Source organism: Asticcacaulis sp., from assembly GCF_051956075.1.
Classification (GTDB): Bacteria; Pseudomonadota; Alphaproteobacteria; order Caulobacterales; family Caulobacteraceae; genus Asticcacaulis.
This window is the reverse complement of record NZ_JBQCGA010000036.1, coordinates 1-25,037: the sequence shown is the minus strand read 5'-3', so window position 1 is coordinate 25,037 and position 25,037 is coordinate 1. Positions and strand designations below refer to the sequence as shown.

Genomic DNA, 25,037 nt, shown 5'->3' with positions numbered 1-25,037 from the left:
CTCAAACTCTGCGCCCCAAAATGCGCAACCGAAAGACAGATGCATGACCACCGCCACCAAGGTCACACGCGACACCAGCGAACGCCGACGCCAGATTACCCACATGATCAAATCGCGCGGCAGCGTGCAGGTGGCGTCGCTTTCGGACGTGTTCGGCGTGTCGATGCAGACGATCCGCAAGGATCTGCACTTCCTTGAAATGCATGGGGTTGCGGCGCGCGCCTATGGTGGCGCCATCGCCGCCGAAGTGGTCAATATCACCGAGGCGCCGATCGAGGCCAAGCGCGTCACCCACACCGAAGAAAAGGAGCGCATCGGTCGCCTGGCCGCCGCCCTGGTGCAGCCGGGCGACTCCATCATGCTCGATTCCGGCACGACCGCCATGCAGATTGCGCGCTTCCTGCCCGATGATGACGGCATTACCGTCGTCACCAATGATTTCGATGTGCTGGGTGCGCTCAGCCAGAAACGCAACCTGAAAATCGTCATGCTGGGCGGCGAGCTGCGCCGCAAGAACATGGCCTTTTATGGCGCGCAAACCCTTGCTGCGCTTGATGATTTGCTGCTCGACAAGCTGTTTTTGGGCGTCGATGGCTTCGATGTCGCACGCGGCATCACCACCCATTATGAGCCCGAAGCGCAACTGAACCGCAAGATGGTCGAGACGGCGCGGCGCATCATCGCGGTGACCGACTCGTCGAAATTCGGCAAGGTCTGCCTGCACCGCATCATCGACATCAGCGAAATCGACGACCTGATCACCGATTCCGACGCGCCCGACTATATCCGCCAGCCCGAAGCCAACCTCGGTTTCCGCGTCCATATCGCTTAAAGGGCCGCGTGGGCCGTGCATGGGCACATGGATATTTTCTTTCGTTTTGTTATCTTTGTGTTGCGTTAGGCGCGCAAACTATGCAACATCGCAAGCATCGATGTCACGCCGCGTCTTAAGCGGCTCTGCGCCGGAGCTTGCAAATCATGACAGCCCAAGCCTTTCTCCATCGTCGCAGCCTTTTGTCCCTGCTGACCGGCGCGGCGCTCAGCCCCATGCTGATGCCGGAAATGGCTTTTGCAAAAGTCAGGCCCGCCCTGCCCGTCGCCAGCGCCGCCGATGGGGTCATGACCATCGAATTCGACGCCCGCCTGTTTAGCCGCGTCTCGACCATGCGCGGTGGCGCGCGCCTTCTGCTCAGCGATTTTGCCCCAAGCGATTTTGTCACGCTGAAAAACGGCGACAAACCGGCCCTGCGCATCGACAGCTTCCATTTCACCGGCCGCCAACAGGAGGCGGTCGCCGACGCCCACGGCGCGGGCCGGCGCTTCACCATCACCGGCCGTTCAGCCGAAGGGCTGGAAAAGACGGTCAGCCTGACCTTTTACAAGCGCTATCCGGGCTTTGCCATCGAGCAGGTCAGCTATCGCAATGCGGGCGCAAAAACGCTGGAGATCGCTGGCTGGAGCAATGGCGCGCACATGCTGAAAGACGCAGGCCACGGCTTCTGGTCATGGTCGGGTTCGTCGCACGAGGACCGCCGCGACTGGGTGCAGCCGGTCAAGGCCGGTTTCGATCAGCCCAATTTCATGGGCATGAACGCCTCGGATTACGGCAGCGGCACGCCGGTCGTCGATGTCTGGCGCCCCGATGCCGGGCTGGCGGTCGGCCATGTCGAGCCTGTGCCGAAGCTCGTTTCGCTACCGCTGATCGCCACCAGGGCGGGCGCTGGCATTGCCGTCAGCATGGATCACGCTGTGACGCTCAAACCGGGCGACAGCTTTACGACGCTCGACACCTTCGTCACCACGCACCGCGGCGATTATTTCGTGACGCTCGACACCTATCGCCAGGTCATGGCCGAACGCGGACTGGCCGCGCCCAAACCGCCCGCCGCCTCTTACGAAGGCATCTGGTGCGCCTGGGGCTATGACCGCGTCGGCACGCCCGAAGAGGTGGAGGGCACGCTGGCCAAGGCCGCCGATCTGGGGCTGGGCTGGGCGGTGCTCGATGACGGCTGGCAGACTTCGGAAGGCGACTGGTATCTCAATCCGAAGAAATTTCCGCGCGGCGACGCCGACATGCGCGACCTCTCCGCGAAGATCAAGGCGGCGGGCCTGAAGGCGCGGCTGTGGATCACGCCCCTGGCCGTCGATCCGGGCACCGATCTTCTGCACGACCACAGCGACATGCTGCTGCTCGATCAGAACGGCGCGCCGCAACTGATTTCATGGTGGAATTCTTTTTACCTCTGTCCCGCCTATCAGCCGACCATCGACTATACCGAAGCCCTGTTCAGCAAGATCTTCAGGGACTGGGGTTTCGATGGCGTCAAGATCGACGGCCAGCACCTGAACGGCGTCGCGCCTTGCTATAACCCCTTGCACAATCACGCTTACCCGGATGAATCGGTCGAGAAGCTGCAAACCTTCTGGAAGTGCGTTTACGATACGGCGCAGGCCGCCCACCCCGACGCCGTGGTCGAAATCTGCCCGTGTGGCGACTGCTATTCGTTTTTCAACTTCCCCTATATGAACAACGCCCCGGCCTCCGATCCGACCTCATCCTGGCAGGTGCGGCTCAAGGGCAAGTCGCTGAAAGCGCTGATGGGGCCGTCGGCGGCCTTTTCCGGCGACCATGTTGAACTGTCGGACGGCGGCGACGATTTTGCCTCGACCGTGGGTATCGGCGGGATTGTCTCGACCAAGTTCACCTGGCCGCATGAGGGCCGCGCGCCCGGCTCCAACTTCCTGCTGACGCCGGAAAAAGAGGCTTTGTGGCGCAAATGGATCGCGCTCTATAACGAAAAAAAGCTGCCGCAGGGCGCCTATCGCGGCGAGCTTTACGACATCGGCTTCGACAAGCCCGAAGCCCATGTCGTCGAAAAGGACGGCCGCCTGCACTATGCGTTTTATGCCGAAAAGTGGCGCGGCCCGGTCGAATTGCGGGGGCTGAAGGGCGCTTACCGGGTGCGCGACTATTTCAACGACCGCGATCTGGGCGCCGTATCCGAAGCCCATCCGCATCTCGATCTCGCCTTTGAGCATTTCCTCGTCATCGAAGCTATTCCCGCCGGAGAGGCAGCATGACCGATCCCGTTATCACCGCCGTTCCGCCCGCCGACGCGACGCCTGAAACCGGCGGCCGCCGCTGGCTGTGGTTCGCCCTCGCCACGGTGGTTTTGTGGGGAATCTGGGGCGCTTTCGCCGGTATTTCGGCGCAGCGCGGCTTCCCGGAAACCCTGACCTACTGCGTCTGGGCCGTCACCATGATCGTGCCCGCCGTCATCGTCATGCAGCGCGAGCGCTGGAAGCTTGATATCAAGCCGAAGGCCATTGCCTACGGACTGGCCATCGGGCTTCTGGGCGCAGGGGGACAGATGGTGCTGTTCTACGCCGTCTCGACCGGCCCGGCCTATCTGATCTTTCCGGTGATTTCGTTGTCGCCGCTGATCACCATCATCATGTCTTTCCTTATCTTGCGCGAACGCACCAACTGGCTGGGGGCGCTCGGCGTTGTGCTGGCCCTGTTCGCCCTGCCGATGTTCGATTACGATCCGGGCGGCACGGCTGTCGTGCATGGCGCCGGCTGGTTCGTTCTGGCCCTGATCGTCATGCTGTGCTGGGGCGTGCAGGCCTATTTCATGAAGAGCGCCAATAATGTCATGAGCGCCGAAAGCATCTTCTTTTACATGATGGTGTCGGGTCTGATGCTGATCCCGGCGGCGCTGATGATGACGGACTTTTCGCATCCGGTGAACTGGGGCTGGGACGGGCCTTGGCTGGCCGCCGCCATCCAGATGCTCAATGCCATAGGCGCGCTTTTGCTGGTCTATGCCTTTCGTTACGGCAAGGCGATCGTGGTCGCGCCCTTAAGCAATGCCGGGGGCCCGCTGATCACCGCCATCCTGTCCCTGCTGCTGGAAGGCGTCGTACCCGGTGCGCTCAAGACCGTCGGGCTGGTGCTGGCCCTGCTGGCCTCGATCTTTCTGGCCCTGGCGCCCTAATTTTTGACACCATAAAGCGAAATTTATAAGTTTCGTTTTCATTGTTTTTGTTGCGCCTTGTCGCAACACAAGGTATGACAGCCTCTAAAGTCTCTATCTGCGAAAGGTCTTCCCCATGAGAGCCATGCTCGATCTGGTGGCGCGCCACAAATCCGGCGCGCCCTGCGGCATCGTCTCCGTCTGTTCGGCCCATCCGCTGGTCGTCGAGGCCGCCTTGCGTCACGCCATGGCGGCGAAGGCGCCCATCGCCCTGATCGAGGCGACCTGCAATCAGGTCAATCAGGACGGCGGCTATACGGGTATGCAACCGGCCGATTTCCGCGATTTCGTCTTCGCCATCGCCGACCGGGTAGGACTTGAACGCCAGCGCGTCCTTTTGGGCGGCGACCATCTCGGCCCCAATCCGTGGACGCATCTGTCCGCGATCGACGCCATGGACAAGGCCGAAATCATGGTGGACGCCTATGTGCGCGCCGGTTTCCGTAAGGTTCACGCCGACTGTTCGATGTCGTGCGCCGATGATCCCGTGCCCCTGCCGGAACAGACCATTGCCGAGCGCGCGGCGCGCCTGATCGCCGTCTCCGAAAAAGCGTGGCGCGAAGCCGGCGGCGACGCGCCCGTCTATGTCATCGGCACCGAAGTGCCCGTGCCTGGCGGCGCGTCGGAAGACCTGCCCGAACTCGAGGTCACGTCGCCCGAAGCGGCGCTTCTTACCATCCGCACCCACGAGCGCATTTTCCGCCAGCGCGTCCTTGCCGCCGCCTGGCCGCGCGTCATCGCCGAAGTGGTGCAGCCGGGCGTCGAGTTCGACCACCACAAGGTCATCGACTATGATCGCACGAAAGCGAAAGCCTTGAGCTGCGCCATCGAAACCCTGCCGACCATCCTCTATGAGGCCCATTCCACCGATTACCAGACGCCGCAGGCCCTGCGTGAGCTGGTCGAGGATCATTTCGCCATATTGAAGGTCGGCCCCGGCGTCACTTTTGCGCTGCGCGAAGCCCTGTGGGCGCTCGACGCCATCGAGCGCGAATGGATCGCTGACAATCGTTCTAATTTCCGCGACGTGGTGCTGGAGCGCATGCAGGCCGAGCCGCGCAACTGGTCGAAATATTATCACGCCTCCGGCCGCGCCCTGACCTTTGATCTGCAATATTCGCTGAGCGACCGCATCCGCTATTACTGGCCGGATACGCAGATCATGGCCGCTCAGCAAAAGCTGTTCGACAACCTGACCGGCAACCCGCCGCCCCTGTCGCTGATCAGCCAGTATCTGCCCGACGCCTATGCCGCCATTCGCAGTAAGGGATTGACCGTTACGCCCGCCCAGCTCGTCATGGCCCATATCGGCGTCGTGCTGGACGGATACTACGCGGCGACGCAGCCGCAAGTGGAGATGCTTGATGCCTGATATGGCCTTATCCGGGGGCCGCGCCGTCCCCGCCCTGCCCGGTTATGACGAGGCGTGGCTATCGGCGCACGGCGCTTTCTGGACCGCGCGTGAAATCGCCCAGCAGCCCGATATGCTGCGCCGCACGCACGATTTGCTGCACGCCCGTCAGGCCGAAATCGACGCCTTTGTCGCGCCGCTGGTGGCGCGCCCTGACCTGCGCATCATCCTGACCGGCGCAGGCACTTCGGCCTTTATCGGCGACAGTCTGGCGCCGTGGCTGGCCACCCGGTTGCAGCGTCCCGTCGAAGCGATCGCCACCACGGATCTGGTCTGCGCGCCGCAAATCTTTGGGCATGGCCCGACCCTTCTGGTGTCGTTCGGCCGGTCGGGCAACAGCCCGGAAAGCCTGGCCGCGGTTCGGCTGGCCGACCAGTGCCTGAGCGAGGCGCATCACCTTGTCATTACCTGCAATGAAGAGGGCGAACTGGCGCGCTTCGCCGAAGAGACGCAGCATGGCTATTGCCTGCTGCTGCCCGAAGCCACCCACGACCGCAGCTTCGCCATGACCTCCAGCTATAGCTGCATGACCTATGCGGCTTTGGCCATTTTCAGCGGCATCGCCACCATGTCCGCGCGCAATGCCGCCCTGGCCGATGCCGTGGCCCATGTCATCGATACGCGCCTGCCCTTTTTGCAGCAGGTGACAGCTGAGGATTATGATCGCGTCGTCTATCTCGGCAGCCATGTCTTTACGGGGCTGGCGCGCGAGGCGGGGCTGAAGCTGCTCGAACTGACCAATGGCGGCATCGCTACCCTGTTCGATTCGCCGCTCGGTTTCCGCCATGGCCCCAAGACCTTCGTGACCGGGCGCACGCTGGTCGTCGTATTCGTGTCCAACGATCCCTATACGCGGCGTTACGATCTCGACCTGATCGCAGAATTGAAGCGCGACGCCGAGGCCGGGCGCGTTATCGCCGTCACGGCGCAGGACGGCCTTGAGGCTCACGACCCTATCCGCATTCCGGGCATGGAACAGGCCGAGGACAGCGACCTGATCTTCCCCTATATTGCCGTGGCGCAGATCTTCGCCTTCCAGCAATCCCTGCAACGCGGCCTGACGCCTGACCAGCCCAATAGCAAGGGCACGGTCAACCGCGTCGTTCAGGGCGTGCGCATCTATGAGCGGATATAATATGAGCGAACAGGCGGGGCTTTATCTCGGCGTCGACGGCGGCGGCACCAAGACGGATTTCGTACTGATCGACGCTGACGGTCGGCTGCTGGCCCGTCATCAAGGCGGCAGCAGCTACTATCTGCAAACCGGCCTCGACGGCCTGAACCACGTTTTGAGCGAAGGCGTGCAGGCCGTCTTGTCCGCCGCCGGTCTGGGTGCGGGTGATCTGACCTACGCCTTTTTCGGCCTACCCGCCCATGGCGAGGATTCCGAGGTTCAGCCCCTGCTCGATGTCCTGCCGCAAGCCGTGCTCGGTCACAGCCGCTATCTGTGCGGCAATGACATGATCTGCGGCTGGGCCGGTTCGCTGGCGGGCGAGGACGGCATCAATATCGTGGCCGGCACCGGCTCGATCGGCTATGGCGAATATCATGGCCGCGCGGCGCGCGCCGGTGGCTGGGGCGAAGTGTTTAGCGATGAAGGCTCGGCCTACTGGATCGCCATTCAGGGGCTGAACGCCTTTGCGCGCATGAGCGACGGACGCCTGCCGAAAGGGCCGCTGCATGGGCTTTTGAAAAGCCATTTTAAGCTGTCCGCCGATCTCGACCTGTGCGGCCGCGTCATGGGCGACGGCGTATTTTCGCGTGACAGCATCGCCGCCCTGTCGCGCTTTGTCGCCGAGGCCGCCGGGGCGGGCGACGCGCAGGCGCAGGCCATCTTCGGGCGCGCCGCCACTGAGCTGGCCGCCATGATCGAGGCCATCCGCCAAAACCTGACCTGGCCGGTGACCGAAGCGGTGCGCGTCTCCTATTCGGGCGGCGTCTTCAACAGCGAAGACCTGATCCTGACCCCGCTGCGGCGGGCGCTTGCAGCATTTTCAGCCACTTACGAACTGAGCGCGCCCCTGATGTCGCCCGGCGTCGGCGCGGCGCTTTATGCAGCGCGGCGGGCGGGCGAGCCGCTTGCGCCGGAAGCCCTCGACAGGCTAAAATCCCTGGTATGAAAATTCTGGGTATGAAAGCACTTTTGTTCGATATGGACGGCACGCTGGCGGACACCGAACCGCTGCACCTTGACGCCCTGCGCCATATGCTGCGCGACCACGGCGTCGATCCCGACATCCCCGATTTCCACAGCCGCATCGCAGGCCGCACCAGTGAGGCTGTGGCGGCCGTCTTCTTCCCCGATGCGCCGCTTGCTGATCTGCAATCGCGGGTCAGGGCCAAGGAACAGCGATTCCGCGATCTGGCGGAAAATATCGCGCCCGCACCCGGCTTTCTCGCCCTGCTCGACAGGGCGGCCAGAGACGGTATCAAAACCGGCCTCGTCACTAATGCCCCCATGGAAAATGTCAGCTTCATGCTGGCGGCGCTCGGCGTTGAAGGCCGTTTCGACACGATCGTGGTGGCCGCCGACCTGCCGCGCGCCAAGCCCGATCCCCTGCCCTATCTGACCGCGCTGGATAAGCTTTCGGTGCGGGCAGACGAGGCTCTGGCCTTCGAGGATTCCCTGCCCGGCATACGCTCCGCCACCGGGGCGGGCCTGCGCTGCATCGGCATCAGCACCAGCTTGCCCGGCGAAGCCCTGCTGGCGGCGGGGGCCTTTCAGGTCATGCCCGACTTCACCGCCTTTTCGCTGCCCGCCGCTGCCTGACGCGTGACGGTTTTTTGCATTGACATTTGTAGCGTTTTGTAGCGCATATTATGTAGTGAAGCTACAAACAGGTGAGGCCGTATGTCCGTGCAGAAATTATCCGTCCTGAAAATATGTGCAGCACCTCTGGCGATCCTGGCACTTCTGGGTGCAGCCGGTGCAGCCGGTGCAAATACGCCGGTGCAGACATTTGGCAATGCGGACAGCGCGCTCAGTTGGACGGAGACGGAAAGCCACCTCACGGATTTTCATTTCAGCGATAAGCTCAATGGACGTGATCTGAAAGTGGTGTCCCCCTTCACCCTGACGCTTGATAAGGGCCTCACCCTGACGGCTTCCGATCTCAGCCTGACTGCGCCCTTGCGCGTGGTCACCGTGGCGGGGGATCCGAAAGCGTCGCGCCTGTCGGATACCGAAACCCGTCAAGAGGTGCAGGGCACCTTTACCGACAAGGATGGCCGCGTCAGCATCGCCTGGCGACTGGTGCAGCCCGACGGCGCGAAATACTTACGCGAAATTATCACCATCACCGCGCTCAAACAGGACGAGGCGATCCCGCAGGTGCGCCTGTTCAATCTGATGGCGCCGGGGGCGGAAGTGTCGGGCAAGGTGGCCGGATCGCCCGTCATCGCAGGCCCCGATTACATGATGTTCGAAAACCCGCTGGCCAATGGTTACGCCATCATGGAATCGGACGAGGCCTGGACGTGGATCGACAACGCCCTGCCCTTGCGCAAGGGCCAGAGCCTGACCTATTCGGCGGTGATCGGCGTCAGCGCGCCCGGCCAGATGCGCCGCGATTTCCTGACCTATATCGAGGCTGAGCGCGCCCACCCCTATCGCACCTTCCTGCACTATAATTCGTGGTACGATATCGGTTACGACACCCCCTACACCGAGGCCGATGCGCTCAACCGCATCAACGCCTTTGGTGAGGAACTGAGCGTCAAGCGCGGCGTCAAGATCGATTCCTTTCTGTTCGATGACGGCTGGGACGATCTGACCGGCAACTGGGGCTTCAGCACGGCTTTTCCCAACGGCTTTCTGCCGCTGAAGGCGGCGGCGGCGAAATATGGCGCGGCGCCTGGCGTCTGGCTGTCGCCGTGGGGCGGTTATAATGTCGCCAAGGATAAGCGCATCGAGAGCGGCGAAAAACTCGGCTATGAGACGATCGACGGCGGATTTGCCCTGTCCGGCCCGAAATATTACGACAATTTCCGTAAAGTGACGCTCGATCTGGTGACAAAGGACGGCGTCAACCAGTTCAAGTTCGACGGCACCGGCAATGCTGACAAGGTCTTTCCCGGCAGCCGCTTCAACAGCGATTTCGACGCCGCCATCCACCTGATCGGCGATCTGCGCAAGGCCAGCCCCGACCTGTTCATCAATGTGACCACCGGCACCTATCCGTCGCCCGCCTGGCTGCTTTACGCCGACTCGATCTGGCGCGGCGGTCAGGACCACGCCTTTACCGGGGTCGGCACGGCGCGCCAGCGCTGGATCACCTATCGTGACCGCGAGGAATACGAGAATATCGTCGTCGGCGGGCCCTTGTTTCCGCTCAATGCCGTCATGCTGCACGGGCTGATCTATGCGCAGCACGCGCCGGGCCTGAACAGCGATCCGGGCCATGACTTCCCTGCCGAAGTCCATTCTTACTTTGGCTCCGGCACCGCGCTTCAGGAAATGTACATCACCCCGTCCCTGCTGACGCCTGCCGACTGGGACACGCTGGCGCAGGCCGCCAAATGGTCGCGCGCCAATGCCGATGTTTTGAAAGACACCCACTGGATAGGCGGCGATCCGGGTCGTCTCGATGTCTATGGCTGGGCCGCCTGGGCGCCGCGCAAGGGCATCATCACCCTGCGCAATCCGTCGGACAAGGCGCAGGACTATGCGCTCGATGTCGGCATCGCGCTGGAACTTCCGGCGGATGCGGCGCAACACTTTACCGCCCACACCCTGTGGGGCGCCGATCAGCCCGATGCGGCCATGACCGCCGGACAGCCGGTGACCTTGCACCTCGCGCCGTTTGAGGTTGTGACTCTGGAGCTGACGCCACGCCCATAAGGCTTCCTCACCTATTGGCCGGGATGCTAAAAATTCTTGAAACTTTCATTTTTTGGAAATATCTGGAATTTCATGAACCCGCTCGTCGAACGTCTGATGCAAACAAACCTCGCCGGCCGCGTCTTCAATGAGCGCCAGCTCAGTGACCTGCTGGGCGGCAGCGATGCGCGTCGCTATGGGCTGGTCAGCCGCGCGCTCAAAGACGGCAGCCTCCTGTGGATCAGGCGCGGCCTCTATGCCCTGCCGCAGCCCTACCGCTCCGCCTCCCTTCATGCCTTCGCCGTCGCACAGGCCCTTCAGCCCGGAAGCTACATTTCTTTCGAGACGGCGCTGGCCTTCCACGGCTGGATTCCCGAAGCCGTCTATACAACGGCCAGCGTGACGCCCGCCCGCAAGACGCTGAGCTATGAAACCGACAGCATGGGCCGGTTCACATTCTCGCCGCTGGCCATTCATGCCTACCAGTTTCTGGTCGGGGTCGAGCGCCAGAAGCTTGGCGAACTAACAGCCTTTGTCGCCACGCCGCTGCGCGCCCTGCTTGATCTGGTGGCCCTGCGTAAGATAGTGTGGCGTGGATTGGGCTGGATCACGCAAGGCATGCGCATTGATGAGGACAATTTGCTGACCCTGAAACCCGATGCGTTCGCCGAACTGCGGCCGGTTTACAAACACGAAGCGGTCAAAGCGTTTCTCGACAGACTGCAATCTGAAGTCTCGGATCTGAAGTGAGCGGCCAAGGTGCGCGCCTTACATGATTGAAATCATCAAAGACAAGCTGCGGGAATATAAGGCGACCAACGCCATAGATGAGGAAAACGCGACCAAGGAAATCCTCCAGGAGATCGCCCTTTACGGCCTTTGGCGCGCGGATTTTTTCGATGTCGCCTTATTCCAGGGCGGCACGAGCCTGCGCATTCTGTACGGACTGCCGCGGTTTTCCGAAGACCTCGATTTTCTGCTTCGGACGCCGGACCCATCGTTCGAATGGGCGCCGTTCCTGAAAATTTTGACCGGCGTTTTCGCCCAGTTCGGCCTGAAACTTGAGGCGATTCCCAAAGAGCGTATGGATGGCGCCGTTCGTCAGGCCCTGCTGAAAAATAACTCCATCGCCAATCAGCTCGATCTGACATTCGCTACGTTCGGGCGGCCAAGGACGATCAAAATCAAGCTGGAGATCGACACAAATCCCCCCCCCTTCTCCGGCGAAGCGGTAACCTTTCTTGACTTCCCCGGTGACTATGAAGTCCGCCATCAGGATCTGGCCTCTAATTTTGCGCTGAAAATCCATGCCCGGCTGTGCCGGGGCTTTCTTAAAGGCAGGGACTGGTATGATTTCTCCTGGTATGTCGCAAAGGGCGTATCGCCTAATCTGCCCCACCTGAAGGCAGCCCTGTTGCAGAAAGGGCCATGGCGGGGCGATGAAAACCTCACCGTCAGCATGGACTGGCTTAACCAGACCTTGGGGGCGCACATTCGCTCCGTCGACTGGAATGATGCCGCCGAAGATGTGCGACGCTTCCTCAAACCCTCTGAACTCAAAGCGCTGGAGTTATGGAGCGCGCCCTTTTTCGAGGCAAGGCTGCGGAAACTGGTCGCACAATCCCAATCGTAATCCCTGCCCTATCGTAACCTTGCCGTAGCCCTCTAGTCTCCCGTCGGCAGATAGTGCTGCTGCGGCGAGACGGCCGAGGAGACGCGGCGCAGGGTTTCGACGGCGGGCTTACCGATCATCAGCGCCACGCGGTCGGCGATGCAGTCGAGCACGAACATCTGCGCGAACCGCACCGGATTGGGCTGGTGATAGGGAATGTCCATGGCCAGCTCGATCGGGATAAGAATATCGACCAGTCCGGCCAACTGGCTTTTTTCCGGGGCCATGGCGATGCAGGCGGCGCCGTAATTGCGGGCGATGCGCGCGCTGTCGGCCAGTGTTTCGGGCTGGCCGGTCGAGGAGACGAACAGAACCGTATCGCCCTTTTTCAGCGTGGCGGCGGTCATGCGCTGCATGTAGCTGTCAACGTGCGCGACAGCGCGCAGGCCCAGCCGGAACAGCCGGTTCTGACCTTCCATGGCCAGCACGGCCGAGCTGCCGCCCAGCCCGAACACGGCGATCATCTGCGACGACATCAGAACCTTGGCCGCCGCGTCAATGCGCTCGAAGTGCACCGTTCCGCTGACCGAACGCAGGGCGACGGCGACGGAGTTGGCTACACGGTCAAAGCGCTCATCGCCAAGGGAGTCGTCAGCCGCCGCGCCGTCCGGCGTGCGGTTGAACTTCTGCTCCAGCACCAGCGATTGTGCGAGGTATTTCTTGAATTCCTTGAAGCCGTCGCAGCCGATCGAGCGGCAATAGCGGATCACCGACGGCTCGGAAACGCCGATGCGATTGGCGAAGCTCTTGATGCTGACATCCACCACGGAGGCGGGGTCGCGCAGGATCTCCTCGCCGATCTTGAGATTGACGCCGTCCTCGTGCGGCGCGCGGTCGCGGATCGTGGTCAGGATGTCATTGAGCGTCGTCATAGAAGCCTCTTGCCAAAAAGCGACCTCACCTTTTGGGAAAATATGAGGCGTCAAAGCCTTTGTAGCAAAATTACATGACGAAACAAAGCACTGTCATGCGTTAGCGTCGCGTCGAGCTGCAAAGGCGCCAAAGAAGAGAATGTAAAGATAACACGGGATCATCAGACAGGCGAAAACAACCTGAAAATTGTACTGCGCTTTTAGGAGCGCAAACAATTGCGGGATGACCGCGCCGCCGGCTATCCCCATGACAAGTATGGCCGAGGCGGTTTCGGTGTGGCGGCCCAGGCCCTTGATGCCAAGCGGGAAGATGGCCGGCCACATCATGGCGTTGGCGAAGCCGAGGGCCGCGACGCAGGCCACGCTGACATAGCCCTTGGTGAAAAAGGCGGCCAGGGTGAAGATCACGCCCAGCACGGCGGAGACGGACAGGTAACGCGCCTGGCTGATGATGCGCGGGATGAGAACCAGGCCGGTGACATAGCCCGCCAGCATGGCGATCAGCGTGCCTGTGGTGAAATACTTGGTCTGGTCGAGCGGCAGGCCAAAGGCGGCGCCATAGGCGCCAATCGCGTCACCCGCCATGACCTCGACCCCGACATAGACAAAGATGCAGATAAAGCCGAGCCAAAGATTCGGATGCGAAAACAGGCTTTTCGACGGCGTCACGTCAGCATTGGCCTTGTCCGTCACCTCAGGCAAAGGCGAGACGAGGACGCCGAGCGCCAGCACGGCCAGAAGCGCAGCCATCGCCATATAGGGCAGATAGACCTTGTGCGCGAAGGCGCTCAGCAAGGCGTCGCGCGCGGCGGGTTCAGCAGCGGCGACCTGCGCGGCCAGCCCATCGACGCCGCGCATTACCACCGCCGCGAACGCGACCGGGGCCAGCGCGCCCGCCAGCTTGTTGCAGATGCCCATGAAGGCGATGCGCTGCGCCGCGCTGTCGATCGGTCCGAGGATCGAGATGTAGGGATTGGAGGCGGTTTGCAGGATCGACAGGCCCGCGCCGATCACGAACAGCGCCGTCAGTGCGCCCGGAAAGACGCGCAGGCTGACGAACTGGCCGAACAGGCCTGCGCCGACCGCCATGACCAGAAGGGCCAGCGCCATGCCCTTCTTCATGCCCGTGCGGCGCAGGATCGCGGCGGCGGGGAGGGACAGGAAGAAATAGGACATGTAAAACGCCATCGGCACGAGAAAGGCGGACACGTCATCGACCGTGAAGGCCAGCTTGACGAAGGTGATCAGGGGACCATTCAGCCAGGTCACGAAGCCGAAGATGAAGAACATGCCGCCGATGATCGCCATCGGCATGAGTGATGATTTCGTCGTATCCGTCATGTCTGGCCCGGTCATGTCTTTCCCCTTGATTGAGTTGTTATTCCGCAGGCGTCGCCACGGGTGCGGCGACTGCGGCGCCGGGCAGGAAGCGTCCGGCGCGCTGGCCGGTCGCGGCGCCGTTCGACCAGCTCTCAACGCCCGCGACAAACACCGCTTCAATGCCGACGGCGATCTGCACCGGCTTTTCAAACGTGGCGCGGTCGGCGACGGTCTCAGGATCGAAGACGGTTATGTCGGCGGCGAGGCCCGGCGCGATGCGACCGCGATCGGTCAGGTTGAAGCGCTCCGCCGTGCGCCCGGTCATCTTCGCCACCGCTTCGGCCAGCGAAAACAGCTTGAGGTCGCGCGCATAGTGGCCGAGAACGCGCGGGAAGGCGCCCCACAGGCGCGGGTGCGGGTTCTTGTCCGTCGGCAGACCGTCCGAGCCGACCAGACATAACCGGTGCGACAGGATGCGACGCATATCGTCCTCGTGAATCTGGAAATAACAGGCGTAGCCGGGCATGAGCCGCAGTGAGGCTTCGCGCTCGCTCAGGCCCCATTCGGCGGCGATCTCGCTCAGATAGCGGCCCGCCGCGTCCGGGTGCGGCTGCGATGAGGAGATCAGCACGCGGATCTCGCCGTCGCACAGGTCCGGATTGAGCACGCTGGAGCCCGCCGTATAGGGGTAGCAGTCCATGCATACGGGCTGGCTTTTGGCGGCTTCGTCGATCAGGCCCAGAGTCTCAAGCGAGCGGCCCCAGTTGCGCACCCCGGCGCATTTGTGGTGCGAGATGATCAGCGGGGTCTGCGTGGCTTTCGTGGTGGCGAAGGCTTCTTTCAGCGCCTCAGCCACCCCGTCATATTCGCTGCGGATATGGGTGGCGTAAACGCCGCCATGCGCGGCGACCGTCTGCGCCAGCGCCGTGAGCTCGGCCATGTCGGCGGCCTGGGCGGGCGGATAATAGACGCCGGAACTCAGGCCCGCCGCGCCAGAGCGCAAACAGTCGGCCAGCAGGGCCTGCATGGTTTTGCGCTCCGCCGGGGTCGCGGCCCTGCCAAGGTCCGATATGCACATCTTGCGCAGGGTGGTGTGGCCGATCAGCGCCGTAACATTGACGGCAGGTTGCGCGGCATTGACGGCGGCAGCATAGTCCGCGAACCGGTCATAGACGAAGGCGTCATCGCCGCCCAGCAGGTTGAACGGCTCCTCCACACCGTGCTTGAAGCGCAGCGGCGCCAGCGACAGGCCGCAATTGCCGGTCACCACCGTGGTCACGCCCTGACTAAGCTTGGCCGTCATGTCGGGCGTGCGGATCACGGCGTAATCGTCGTGCGAATGCGAGTCGATAAAGCCGGGCGCGACCGCCTTACCCTGAACGTCGATCTCGCGCTTTGCAGGCAGATCGAGATCACCGACAGCGAAGATGCGTCCGTCCTTCAGCGCCACGTCGGCGATGACGGGATCGTTGCCCTCGCCATCGAAAACAAGGCCCTGACGCAGGATAAGATCGGCGGTTTGAGTGGACATGGGAACTCGTCAGAAAAAGGTCTTGAGCGCGCCGATGACGCTGTGGTCGTCCGCGACCTCCAGCAGCAGCGGCCAGCGGTCGAACGTGGTGCAGGGATGCGAAATGCCAAGCGACACATAGTCGCCGACGGCCAGATCGGCGTCGTCGGGGATGCGCACATAGCCGTGCTGGTCGTTCATGCGGGTGAAGGTCCAGCCGCTGACCGACGTGGCCTGCGCCCCCCTGCCCGGTCGCGCCCAAGCCTGCACTTTTGGCAGGCCTGCATCGTCAGACAGGTCGCGACGTCCGGCGTTGATCAGGGCGAGGCCCGGCTCAGGGCGTGAGACGACCTGCGCCCAGACTTCGAGCGCGGGGCTAAGCGCAGGCGCAGGACCGAGCGCGGCGCGTTCGCCGACATGGTCGAGCAGGCGCTGATAGAAACCGGTGTCGTGGGTCAGGTAGCAGCCGCTGCGCAGGACCGTCGTGACGCCTTCGGTCTTCAGGCCGCGCGCCACGAGGTCGAAATAGGCCGAGCCGCCCGCGCTGAGGATGGGTTCGCCGGTAAACAGGCTTTCCTCGCGGCATGTCTCGAACAGGCGTTTGAGGTCGTTCAGGAAACCATCGACGCGGGCCGCGTCGGCCCGGGCGTCGCCGGTGACGATCAGGCCTTCATAACCTTCGATCCCGGCGAGCGACAGCTTGTCCGAAGCGGCGACGCGTCGAGCGACCGCCAGCGCGGCCTCCGCGCCGCGCGCGCCGGTGCGGCCCTGGTCGATGCCGAGTTCGACCAGCACCTCGATCGGCTTTACGCCGTAAAGGAAACGCTCCATGCGCTCGACGCCCGCCACGCTGTCCACCAGCGACAGTATGCGCGCGCTAGTGACCTCAGACAGGGCGCGGATTTCGGCCTCGCCGACCAGTTCATTGGCGATCAGCAGGGTTGTGACGCCGTAGCGCAGCGCCGTGCAGGCCTGAGCATAGGTCGCCACCGTCATGCCCCAGGCGCCCGCGCGCAATTGCCGGTCGAACAATTGCGGACACATGCTGGTCTTGCCATGCGGGGCCAGCTTCACACCCGCCCTGTCAATATAGGTCTGGAAAGCGCTTAGGTTCTGCTGCAAGGCATGGCTGCGCAGCACCGCGGCGGGCATGGGGATCGAGCCGTCGAGCAGGTTCCAACCCTGCGCGCCGACATCACGGAGCCTGAGGCCGTCGCCGGACGGCGGAACGCCCTTGGTTCCGGTTTGCAGGCGCGAATCGAGAATAGTCTCAAGGTCCAGCATCAGAACGCTTCCAAGGTCAGTTCCGAGGCCAGCACCGGATTGCCCGCCGTCAGCCCTGCATCGACCGGCAGCACGACGCCGGTGATCATGCGACCAAGGTCGGAGGCCAGGAAAGCGGCGGCGTTGGCGATGTCGCGCGGTTCGGCGAAGTCGCGAAGCGGATACCACTTCTTCAGGTCGTCGAAGACTTGCGGCTTTTGCGCCGCGCGCGCGTTCCAGGCCTGGGTTTTGACCGTGCCGGGCGCGATCAGATTGGCGCGCACGCCGCGCGGCCCGTATTCAACGGCGAGGGATTTGGTGTAGCTGACCAGACCCGCCTTGGCGGCGCTATAGGCCGGATGGCCAATGGCCAGCATGGCGTTGACCGTGCCGATATTGAGGATCACGCCGGATTTGCGCGTGAACATGGCGTCCTTGACGGCCTCGACGCAGTTATAGGCGGCGCTTAAATTTATGGCCAGATCGTGCGCCCAGTCTTCGGGCGTCAGGGTTGAGAGCGACACCGCCGCCGCGGCGCCCGCATTGTTGATCAGGATATCGACCGGACCGGTCTTCGCGGTCAGCTCGGCTACGGCCGACTTGACAGCGGCAAGATCGGTCAGGTCGGGCGTCGCTTTATGAAGGCGCGCGTCCATGGCGTTGAGCGCCTCGGCGGCGCGGTCGAAGGCCAGCACCGTCGCGCCCCAGCTCAGGAAAGCCTCGCACAGGCCCTGCCCTATGCCGCCCGCCGCGCCAGTGATCAGCACGACCTTGTCAGAAAAATCAAACATGAGACACCTGTTGGGACAGAACCTTTTGCAGCCGCCTGAGGTCGGCGGCGCGCAATAGGCCGAGATTGTAGAAGGCGAAATCCGTCACGCCGAGCGCGCGCAGGCCAGAAAGCGCCAGATCGAGATCGCCCTGCGTCGTGAGATCAGGATGGCCGGGGCGCAGGATCACGCTGGTCCGTTCAGCCGGCGCGCGCGCCAGCGTCCAGCGCGCGTCGGCCATCACCGCCCCGGCGTCCGGCTGATAGAGCGGCAGCTCCAGCCCGTCGCTGACCTGATCAAGGGCGGCGAGGTCGTGGCCTTCAAGCCAGGCGGTGGCGTGCGGGCGCTGACAGGTGGAGATCACCTTGACCTTAACCGCCGGATTGACGGCGGCGCGGATGTCGCGCACCAGCGCGGTCGTCACCTCGCAGCGGAAACGATGATAGGCGGCCATGTCGGGGTCCGCATGGATGCTGTCGAGCGCGGGCGCCTCGCCCTCGCCGTCGAGAAAGGCGTCGATCTGCGCGCACACCCGCGCGGCCAGACCCTCAGCGTCGATGCCCACCGCCGTCGCGCCCGATTTGCAGGCATCGCAAAAACACAGGCCCAACAAACCGTCGAGCCACGGATTGCCGGGAACCTGCGCAAACTCATGATGAAAGCCGTGCGCATAGGTCAGCCATCCCGGCGATTCCAGCAGCAGGCGGCGCACCTTATAGGTTTCGGCGATGTCGGCGCAAAGCGTCACGTCGTAGGCACGCACCTCGGGCTGCGACGGACACAGGCTGTAGGGATAGACATCGCCGAAGGCGTTGCGGGCGCAAAGGTCAGGTCGTTGCGTCCCCAGCCGCGTATTATGATTCAGCACCGTCCAGGCGTTGACCGCAATATCCCCCCGCGCGCATAGCTCGGCCAGCACGTCGCGGCCCTGGGTGAGCTGAGCGACCTTCGGCGTCAACGCGCCATAGGATTTGCGCGGATGAAAATAGACGCAGCCGTCTTCAGGAAAATAGACGCGCGCCTTAGGATCGCCCGGCTGTAGAAACTTGCCGGCATGATAGCTGACCGCCAGGCTGATCTCCTCCGCGCCCAGCGCCCGGACGCGCGAAACATCGGCGTCCAGGTCGTGAAAATTCCACGGATAGGCGTAGAGCGCGACCGACATGGTTTCAGGCGTCCGCCTTGTAGGCGATGACGTCGATCTCGACCTTGGCGTCGATCATGATCTGCGAGCGCACGCACGAACGCGCGGGCAGGTCTTCGTTGAAATAGCTGGCGTAGATGCGGTTGAAAGCGGCGAAATCGCGCGTATCGTCAAGCCAGACATTGGCCTTGACCACATCGTTCAGCGTACAGCCCGCCTCGGCCAGGATGGCGACGATATTGTCCATGGTCCGGCGCGTCTGGGCGACAATCCCGCCCTGGACGATCTCGCCGGTCTCATCCATGCCGACCTGACCAGACACGAAGACAAAGCCGTTCGCCACGGTGGCGCGCGAAAAGGGCAGGATCTGGCCGCCGCTGCCTGACTTGGGACCGCCGATGCGTTTGATGCTCATGAAGGCTCTCGATTTAGTAGTTTAGCTACATTTTTTAAACTACATTGCGCATGCTCTGTCAATCGCCTTGATCAGCCTGCTGTCGAAAACTGACGGGAGACTGTTGTAAGGCATGGGCGCAGATCGAATTTTTATAACGCTCGCGTCCATAATGCGCCGACCCGTTCCCGTAAAGCGGCGCGTAACTTCCGTCGGGCGCAGTGCGTATTCATCACAACAGACACCGAGGCGACGTCATGCAGACCTGCTCCCTACGTTCCCCCATGCCGCAACCGCCCACGGGCTTGTCCCGCGCTGATCGTTACTTGGCGGTGCGCGACCACACCCTGGACCTGATCAAGCCCTTATCGGCTGAGGATATGGTCGTGCAATCCATGCCGGACGCCAGTCCGGCCAAGTGGCATCTGGCGCATACGACCTGGTTCTTCGAGACGTTTCTGCTCAACGCGCAGCCGGGTTATGCGGCTTTTGACGACAGCTTCGCCTATCTGTTCAACTCCTACTACGAGGCTCTGGGAGCGCGTCAGCCGCGCGCGCAACGCGGGCTTTTGACGCGCCCGTCTCTGGAACAGGTGCTGAGCTATCGCCGCCATGTCGATGCGCATATGCTGGCCTTGCTGGAGACGGACGCCGAGCTGGACGAGCTGCTGGATCTGGGTCTGGCGCATGAGGAGCAGCACCAGGAGCTTTTGCTCATGGATATGCTGCACCTGTTCTCCTTATCGCCGCTGGCGCCTGCCGCCGCGCCCAAATGGCCGCGCGATCAGGGCGGACGCAAGGGCCAGTTTCAGGTCCGGCCCGGCGGCCTGGTTGAGATCGGCCACGACGGGCAGGGTTTCGCCTTCGACAATGAAAGCCCGCGTTATAAGGTCTGGTTGCAACCGTTTGAGATCGCCGACAGACTGGTCCGCAACGCCGAATGGCGCGATTTCATCGACGATGGCGGCTATGATCGCGCCGAGCTATGGCTGTCCGACGGCTGGGCCTGGGCGCAGGCGCACGCGGTCCGGGCGCCCTTCTATTGGCGCGATGCGCCCGATGGCTGGGCGGAGATGACTCTGGCGGGGCTGCGTCCGCTCGATATGGACGCCCCGGTCACTCATGTCAGCTTTTATGAGGCCGACGCCTTTGCGCGCTGGTCGGGCGCCCGACTGCCGCTGGAGGCCGAATGGGAGATGGCGGCGCGCGATGGCGTTCTGCAACAGGCGTTTGATGTCGGCTGGCAATGGACGGCCAGCGCCTACCTGCCCTATCCGGGCTTTGCGCCGGGCGCAGGCGCCGTCGGCGAATATAATGGCAAGTTCATGAGCGGCCAGATGGTGCTGCGCGGCGGCGCGGCCTTTACCCCAGACGGCCATGCGCGCCCGACCTATCGCAATTTCTTCGCGCCTGACAAGCGTTGGATGCGCAGTTCGGTGCGGCTTGCGCGCGACCTGGATCCGGCGCGCGAACAGGCGGATGCGGACTTTGCCGCCGACGTCGTCCGTGGGCTGTCGGCGCGGCAAAAGAGCCTGTCGCCCAAATATTTTTACGACGCCGCCGGGTCGGACCTGTTCGAAGCCATCTGCCGCACGCCGGAATATTATCCGACGCGCACCGAAACGAAGCTGCTGGGCCGCATCGCCAAAGACCTGGTCGGCGACCTGCCTTCAGACGCCGTTCTGGTAGAATTCGGCAGCGGCGCCAGTGAGAAGACGCGGCTCTTGCTCGACGCGGCGCCGCAGATCAAAGCCTACGTGCCGATCGACGTCAGCGCCGATGCGTTGCGTATGGCCAAGGCGCGACTGGCGCAGGACTATCCGCATCTGTCGGTGTCGCCGGTCATGGGCGACTTTACGGCGCGGCTCGACCTGCCTTCCGAAACGCGCGATCGCCCGTTGATCGGTTTCTTCCCCGGCTCGACCCTTGGCAATTTTGAGCCTGACGCGGCGCAGGCTTTGTTGCGCACTCTTCGCGATGCGCTGGGAGCGCAAGCGCAACTGATCCTGGGCGCCGACATGGTCAAGGACGAGGCGACCTTGCTGGCGGCCTATGACGACGCCGACGGCGTGACGGCGGCCTTCAACAAGAATCTGTTGAGCCGCATCAATCGCGAGCTGGGCGGAACCTTCGATCCGTCGGCCTTCGACCATCTGGCGCTGTGGAACGCGGAGCGCCAGCGTATCGAAATGCACCTGGTCAGCCGTTTCGATCAGATCGTCAAGGCGGCGGGCCACACCTTCGCCTTCAAGGCGGGCGAGCGGCTGCACACGGAAAATTCGCATAAATTCACTCAGGACAGCCTCGCCCGTCTGGCTGAAGGCGCCGGCTGGCGCATCGCGCAAAGCTGGATCAGCCCGGCGCCAGGTTTCGGCGTGTTCGTTCTCAGCTAAGGGACAACGAGGCGCCGCGCTTACAGGATCACCGCACGCTGGCGTTTATCGCTCACTCTTCCCTGATTGAAACGCCTCGACAAGGCTATAGGAGGCCGAAGCGAACGAGAGAGTTTCTTGATTTAGAACACAAATTGCAATCTGGTATGCGCTGTGACATCGCCCGCGCGCACCCGTTTGTCGGGCGCCATCGCGATAGCGGCGTCGATTTTGAGAGCGACATGGCCAAGCAGACGCACATTCGCGCCTGCGCCCAAAGCGGCCAGATCGGTGTTGTAGCGCGTATAATTGTCGCGCCCGTGGCCCAGATCGACAAAACCGTAAGGATCGATTCCGCCGCCCTTCCAGTCCGCGCCGCGCAGGTGCAGTTCGTTGCGCACAATCAGTGCGGTATCGACCGCGCCATTGTCGAGGCTGTAGCCGCGTACGAGATAGGCGCCGCCGAGGCCCGCCTGATCGGTGCGCGGAAGGGCGACCGGCGTGTATTGCCCGAAAACCTGCGTCTTCAGGTTCATGCCGTCACCCAGAGCGGTGACGCGGTTATAGCTTCCGCTCAGATAGCTGTAGGTGGCGCCCGGCAGACGCCCCTGCGAATAGAGATAGGCCTGGGCGGCGCTGTTGGCGTCGGTCACACCGCCAGGGCTCATATGCAGGCTGACATCCCAGTTCGCCGCACCGACGGCGTCGCTGGCGGCGTGATGCAGGCCGATATAGAGCTTGTAGGACTCCACCGAGACTTCGTAGATATTGACCTTAGCGAAATAGGTCGTGCCGGTCTGGCGGCTGGCCTCAACGCCGAAACGCGCGTCAGTCAGGCCGCGATCGCCATAAAGTTTCGACAAGGCGAAGCGATAGCCGAGGCTGCCTTCGGTCGCCTGCAAGCGCACCATAAAGGGATCCGCGGTCTGATACGTCTCGACCGTATCCGCCGACGCTTCGATCAGACCGCGCCGCCCAACGGGAAGCGCGTAGTTCAACGCCACGCTTTGATAATGCGGATGCTTGTCGCCCGCCAAGACGTCGCGCGACGCTGTCGCCTGCATCGACAGCACGCTATCGCGGCCCAACAGGCCGCCCACCGCGCCGCCGAGGAAATAACGGTCAAAACTGGAGGAAGGCGAACCGTCATTGCCATAACCGCCATAGGCTTGCCAGGAGCGGGTCCGGCGCGCGCTCAATGCCAGGTTGCTTTCGCCGAGCGCCGCGCCCGGCATAAAGGCGGCCTGCACCTGACGAAACGGATAACGGTTAAGCCCGTTCAGATCGTAAGTCAGTTCGCGGGCATTGATGGCGTCGCCCGTTTGGAGCGCGATTCTAGAGCGCACATAGGCGGCGTCTGCGTCATTCAACCCCTTGACCGAAACGTCGCCCGCGCGGAACTCGATGACGCGCACCTGCAGCACGCCCTTGTCGATTTCCTGCTCTGGGGTGGACAGGGAGACGAACGGATAGTTCAGGTCGCGATAGCCCTGCGCGACGGCGGCCTCGACTTCGGCAATCAGCTTTCGCGACAAAGTCTGACCTAGATATGGCCTCAGGCGCGCCGCGATGTCGGCCCGCGCCGCGTCGGCCCGCAACCGGTCCACGTCGCCGACCGTGACGCCCGGCGCGGCCCCGTCGTGCGCAGCTTCGACCGGTCCCAGCAGCACGATAGAGGTCAGCGTCGGACCGATGGGCGTGGCGTCCTGATCGTTCGGCACGGCGTTTGGGGTGACCAGCGCCTTTGTTGTGACCTGCGGGGTTTCCGGCAGATGTCGCTCTATCGTCTGAGCATGCGCCTGAACCGGCGCCTGGGCGGCGGCCAGCAGCAACGGAGACAGGCTGATGGCGGCCCGGCGGAAGGTCTTGATGGAAGGCATGATCAGTGACTCAGAAAGCTGACATAGGAGGAGAATTGCTGATTGCCCGGATAGGGCTGGTTCGAGCAGGCTTCTCCGGTGACGCAGGTGTCGGACGACGACGAGCCGTGATGGACGTTCGGATCGGTCGCATTCTCATTGTCGCCGCCGACGCCTTGCCCGCCCGCGCTCTGGCCATCAGCAGTATTCTGGCCACTTGAATTCTGGTCACTTGAATTCTGGCCAGAGCCATTATCGCCGGATGCGCCCGAACCCGAAGCGCCCGCGCCTGAATCTCCGGAACTGGCGCCGGAGCCGTTATCTGTTGACGTCGGTGACGGTGGCGGCGGCGTATTCTGCACCACATTGACGACGGGCTGGTTTTGCAGCCCAGTGGGCGTGATGGTGAAGGTCGCGCCGACAAAGGTGACCTTATAGTTCGACGACGCGGCCAGCGAACCTTGGGTAATGGCGTAGTGGCCCGGATTTTCGCCGGCGTCGCGCGTCAGGCTGCCGGTGACCGCATCGCCACCGACCAGATCGCCGAAGGTCAGCTTCCACGTCAGGGCCGGATCGGCGGCGTCGACAATCTTGCCGAGGTCGTCCGCCGCGACGGTGATCGGGCGCTGATCAATCACGCCGATATTGGCCGAAGCCGAGGCGTTGACGGTATAGTTTCCGGCGTCCTGCCCCGTGAGGGCGATGCCGGAGACGCTGACCTTCTGGCCGGAACCGACATTTTGACTGGCGTAAACGCCGTGCGCAGGATCGTTCAGCGCGACCTTGTCGGAGCCGAGAACGCCGGACAGCGCATAGTTGGCATTGGTCAGGTCAGCGTCCGTGGTCGCATCGTAGATTTTTTCGACCGAGCCCGTCAGACCTGCCGTCAGGGCCGCTTTGTTGATGACGCCCGAGGCCGTCTGCGTCGTCACTGTATAGTTGCCGCCGCTATTGCCGTCATTGACCGTGTAGCCGGCATCGACGCCAAGCGTCCGACCGCCAGCGTTCTTGGAGTCGTACGATTGCGTCAGCCCGGTCACCGTGTCCGAGCCCTGCAGGCCGGTCACGCCGACAGTACCGGTTGAACTGGTCGTCGCGTCGTAGGTCTTCGTATCCGTCGCCGCCGCCAGGGTCAGGGCCGCCTTGTTGATCGTCCCCGAAGCGGTCTGCGTCGTCACCGTATAGTTGCCGCCGCTATTGCCGTCATTGACGCTGTAGCCGCCACCCACCGACAGGGTGCGCGATCCGGCGTTCTTCGAATCGAACGCCTGGCTAAGGCCCGTCACAGTGTCGGAACCCTGCAGGCCCGTCACGCCGACAGCGCCCGTAGAGGTCGTCGTCGCGTCATAGGTCTTCGTATCGGCCGCAGCCGCCAGAGTCAGGGCCGCCTTGTTGATCGTCCCCGAAGCAACTTGCGTCGTCACCGTGTAGTTGCCGCCGCTATTGCCGTCATTGACGCTGTAGCCGCCACCCACCGACAGGGTGCGCGAACCGGCGTTCTTCGAATCGAACGATTGCGTCAGGCCCGTCACCGTATCCGAGCCCTGGAGGCCCGTTACGCCAACCGAACCGGTCGAACTGGTGCTGGCGTCAT

The 25,037-nt window shown here is 63.0% G+C and carries 20 protein-coding genes; 11 read left to right on the top strand and 9 right to left on the bottom strand.

The genetic code is table 11. The annotated features are described in order from the left end of the window. The first annotated feature begins 43 nt into the window (after window positions 1-43). From agaR to ACTHLA_RS09530, 10 genes are all read left to right on the top strand, one after another. Window positions 44-832: a transcriptional repressor AgaR gene (gene agaR / locus ACTHLA_RS09575; protein ID WP_440187955.1), complete on the top strand. Its 789-nt coding sequence runs from the start codon at window positions 44-46 to the stop codon at window positions 830-832. A 146-nt stretch (window positions 833-978) separates the two neighbouring features. After that, on the top strand, window positions 979-3,081 hold the full coding sequence (locus ACTHLA_RS09570) for an alpha-galactosidase (protein ID WP_440187952.1): 2,103 nt from the start codon (window positions 979-981) through the stop codon (window positions 3,079-3,081). Next, window positions 3,078-3,998 (top strand): EamA family transporter, encoded by a 921-nt coding sequence (locus tag ACTHLA_RS09565; protein WP_440187949.1) that lies wholly within the window; start codon window positions 3,078-3,080, stop codon window positions 3,996-3,998. Before ACTHLA_RS09570 ends, ACTHLA_RS09565 begins: the two co-directional genes overlap by 4 nt. Window positions 3,999-4,113: 115 nt before the next feature. Next, a complete protein-coding gene (locus ACTHLA_RS09560) occupies window positions 4,114-5,409 on the top strand; it encodes a D-tagatose-bisphosphate aldolase, class II, non-catalytic subunit (RefSeq protein WP_440187946.1) in 1,296 nt (431 codons plus the stop codon). Then, entirely contained in the window at window positions 5,402-6,583 is a 1,182-nt protein-coding gene (locus tag ACTHLA_RS09555; RefSeq protein ID WP_440187943.1) for an SIS domain-containing protein, read from the top strand. The genes ACTHLA_RS09560 and ACTHLA_RS09555 overlap by 8 nt, the downstream gene beginning before the upstream one ends. Further along, a complete protein-coding gene (locus ACTHLA_RS09550; protein WP_440187940.1) occupies window positions 6,570-7,568 on the top strand; it encodes an N-acetylglucosamine kinase in 999 nt (332 codons plus the stop codon). Before ACTHLA_RS09555 ends, ACTHLA_RS09550 begins: the two co-directional genes overlap by 14 nt. Before the next feature lie 11 nt (window positions 7,569-7,579). After that, window positions 7,580-8,218, top strand: a complete 639-nt coding sequence (locus ACTHLA_RS09545; protein ID WP_440187937.1) for an HAD family hydrolase — start codon at window positions 7,580-7,582, stop codon at window positions 8,216-8,218. 81 nt (window positions 8,219-8,299) lie between these two features. After that, entirely contained in the window at window positions 8,300-10,288 is a 1,989-nt protein-coding gene (locus ACTHLA_RS09540) for an enterotoxin (RefSeq protein WP_440187934.1), read from the top strand. Between the two features lie 72 nt (window positions 10,289-10,360). Further along, window positions 10,361-11,017: a type IV toxin-antitoxin system AbiEi family antitoxin domain-containing protein gene (locus ACTHLA_RS09535; RefSeq protein ID WP_440187931.1), complete on the top strand. Its 657-nt coding sequence runs from the start codon at window positions 10,361-10,363 to the stop codon at window positions 11,015-11,017. Window positions 11,018-11,039: 22 nt separating this feature from the next. Continuing rightward, window positions 11,040-11,900, top strand: a complete 861-nt coding sequence (locus ACTHLA_RS09530; RefSeq protein WP_440187928.1) for a nucleotidyl transferase AbiEii/AbiGii toxin family protein — start codon at window positions 11,040-11,042, stop codon at window positions 11,898-11,900. 32 nt (window positions 11,901-11,932) lie between these two features. On the opposite strand, the gene ACTHLA_RS09525 is transcribed toward ACTHLA_RS09530, so the two are convergent. The 7 genes from ACTHLA_RS09525 to ACTHLA_RS09495 form a co-directional block, all read right to left on the bottom strand. Next, the gene (locus ACTHLA_RS09525; RefSeq protein ID WP_440187925.1) at window positions 11,933-12,811 is read right to left on the bottom strand and encodes a MurR/RpiR family transcriptional regulator; all 879 of its coding nucleotides are present in this window, start codon (window positions 12,809-12,811) and stop codon (window positions 11,933-11,935) included. A gap of 93 nt (window positions 12,812-12,904) precedes the next feature. Further along, window positions 12,905-14,167 carry a sugar MFS transporter gene (locus tag ACTHLA_RS09520; RefSeq protein ID WP_440187922.1) on the bottom strand — a complete coding sequence of 421 codons (1,263 nt, stop codon included), beginning with the start codon at window positions 14,165-14,167 and terminating at the stop codon, window positions 12,905-12,907. Between the two features lie 22 nt (window positions 14,168-14,189). After that, the gene (locus tag ACTHLA_RS09515; RefSeq protein ID WP_440187919.1) at window positions 14,190-15,662 is read right to left on the bottom strand and encodes an N-acyl-D-amino-acid deacylase family protein; all 1,473 of its coding nucleotides are present in this window, start codon (window positions 15,660-15,662) and stop codon (window positions 14,190-14,192) included. A gap of 9 nt (window positions 15,663-15,671) precedes the next feature. Beyond that, entirely contained in the window at window positions 15,672-16,925 is a 1,254-nt protein-coding gene (locus ACTHLA_RS09510) for an alanine racemase (protein WP_440187916.1), read from the bottom strand. Then, a complete protein-coding gene (locus ACTHLA_RS09505; protein WP_440187913.1) occupies window positions 16,925-17,695 on the bottom strand; it encodes an SDR family oxidoreductase in 771 nt (256 codons plus the stop codon). The genes ACTHLA_RS09510 and ACTHLA_RS09505 overlap by 1 nt, the downstream gene beginning before the upstream one ends. Next, window positions 17,688-18,839, bottom strand: coding sequence for a hypothetical protein (locus tag ACTHLA_RS09500; protein WP_440187910.1), 1,152 nt, complete (start codon window positions 18,837-18,839; stop codon window positions 17,688-17,690). The genes ACTHLA_RS09505 and ACTHLA_RS09500 overlap by 8 nt, the downstream gene beginning before the upstream one ends. 4 nt (window positions 18,840-18,843) lie before the next feature. Then, complete coding sequence (locus ACTHLA_RS09495; protein WP_440187907.1) at window positions 18,844-19,233, bottom strand: RidA family protein; 390 nt, start codon at window positions 19,231-19,233, stop codon at window positions 18,844-18,846. A 236-nt stretch (window positions 19,234-19,469) separates the two neighbouring features. On the opposite strand from ACTHLA_RS09495, the gene egtB reads away from it, so the two are divergent. Then, complete coding sequence (egtB, locus tag ACTHLA_RS09490; RefSeq protein WP_440187904.1) at window positions 19,470-21,605, top strand: ergothioneine biosynthesis protein EgtB; 2,136 nt, start codon at window positions 19,470-19,472, stop codon at window positions 21,603-21,605. A gap of 122 nt (window positions 21,606-21,727) precedes the next feature. On the opposite strand, the gene ACTHLA_RS09485 is transcribed toward egtB, so the two are convergent. After that, a complete protein-coding gene (locus tag ACTHLA_RS09485) occupies window positions 21,728-23,464 on the bottom strand; it encodes a ShlB/FhaC/HecB family hemolysin secretion/activation protein (RefSeq protein WP_440187901.1) in 1,737 nt (578 codons plus the stop codon). A 2-nt stretch (window positions 23,465-23,466) separates the two neighbouring features. Continuing rightward, window positions 23,467-25,037: YDG domain-containing protein (locus ACTHLA_RS09480; RefSeq protein WP_440187898.1), on the bottom strand; the 1,571-nt coding region annotated here is incomplete at its 5' end.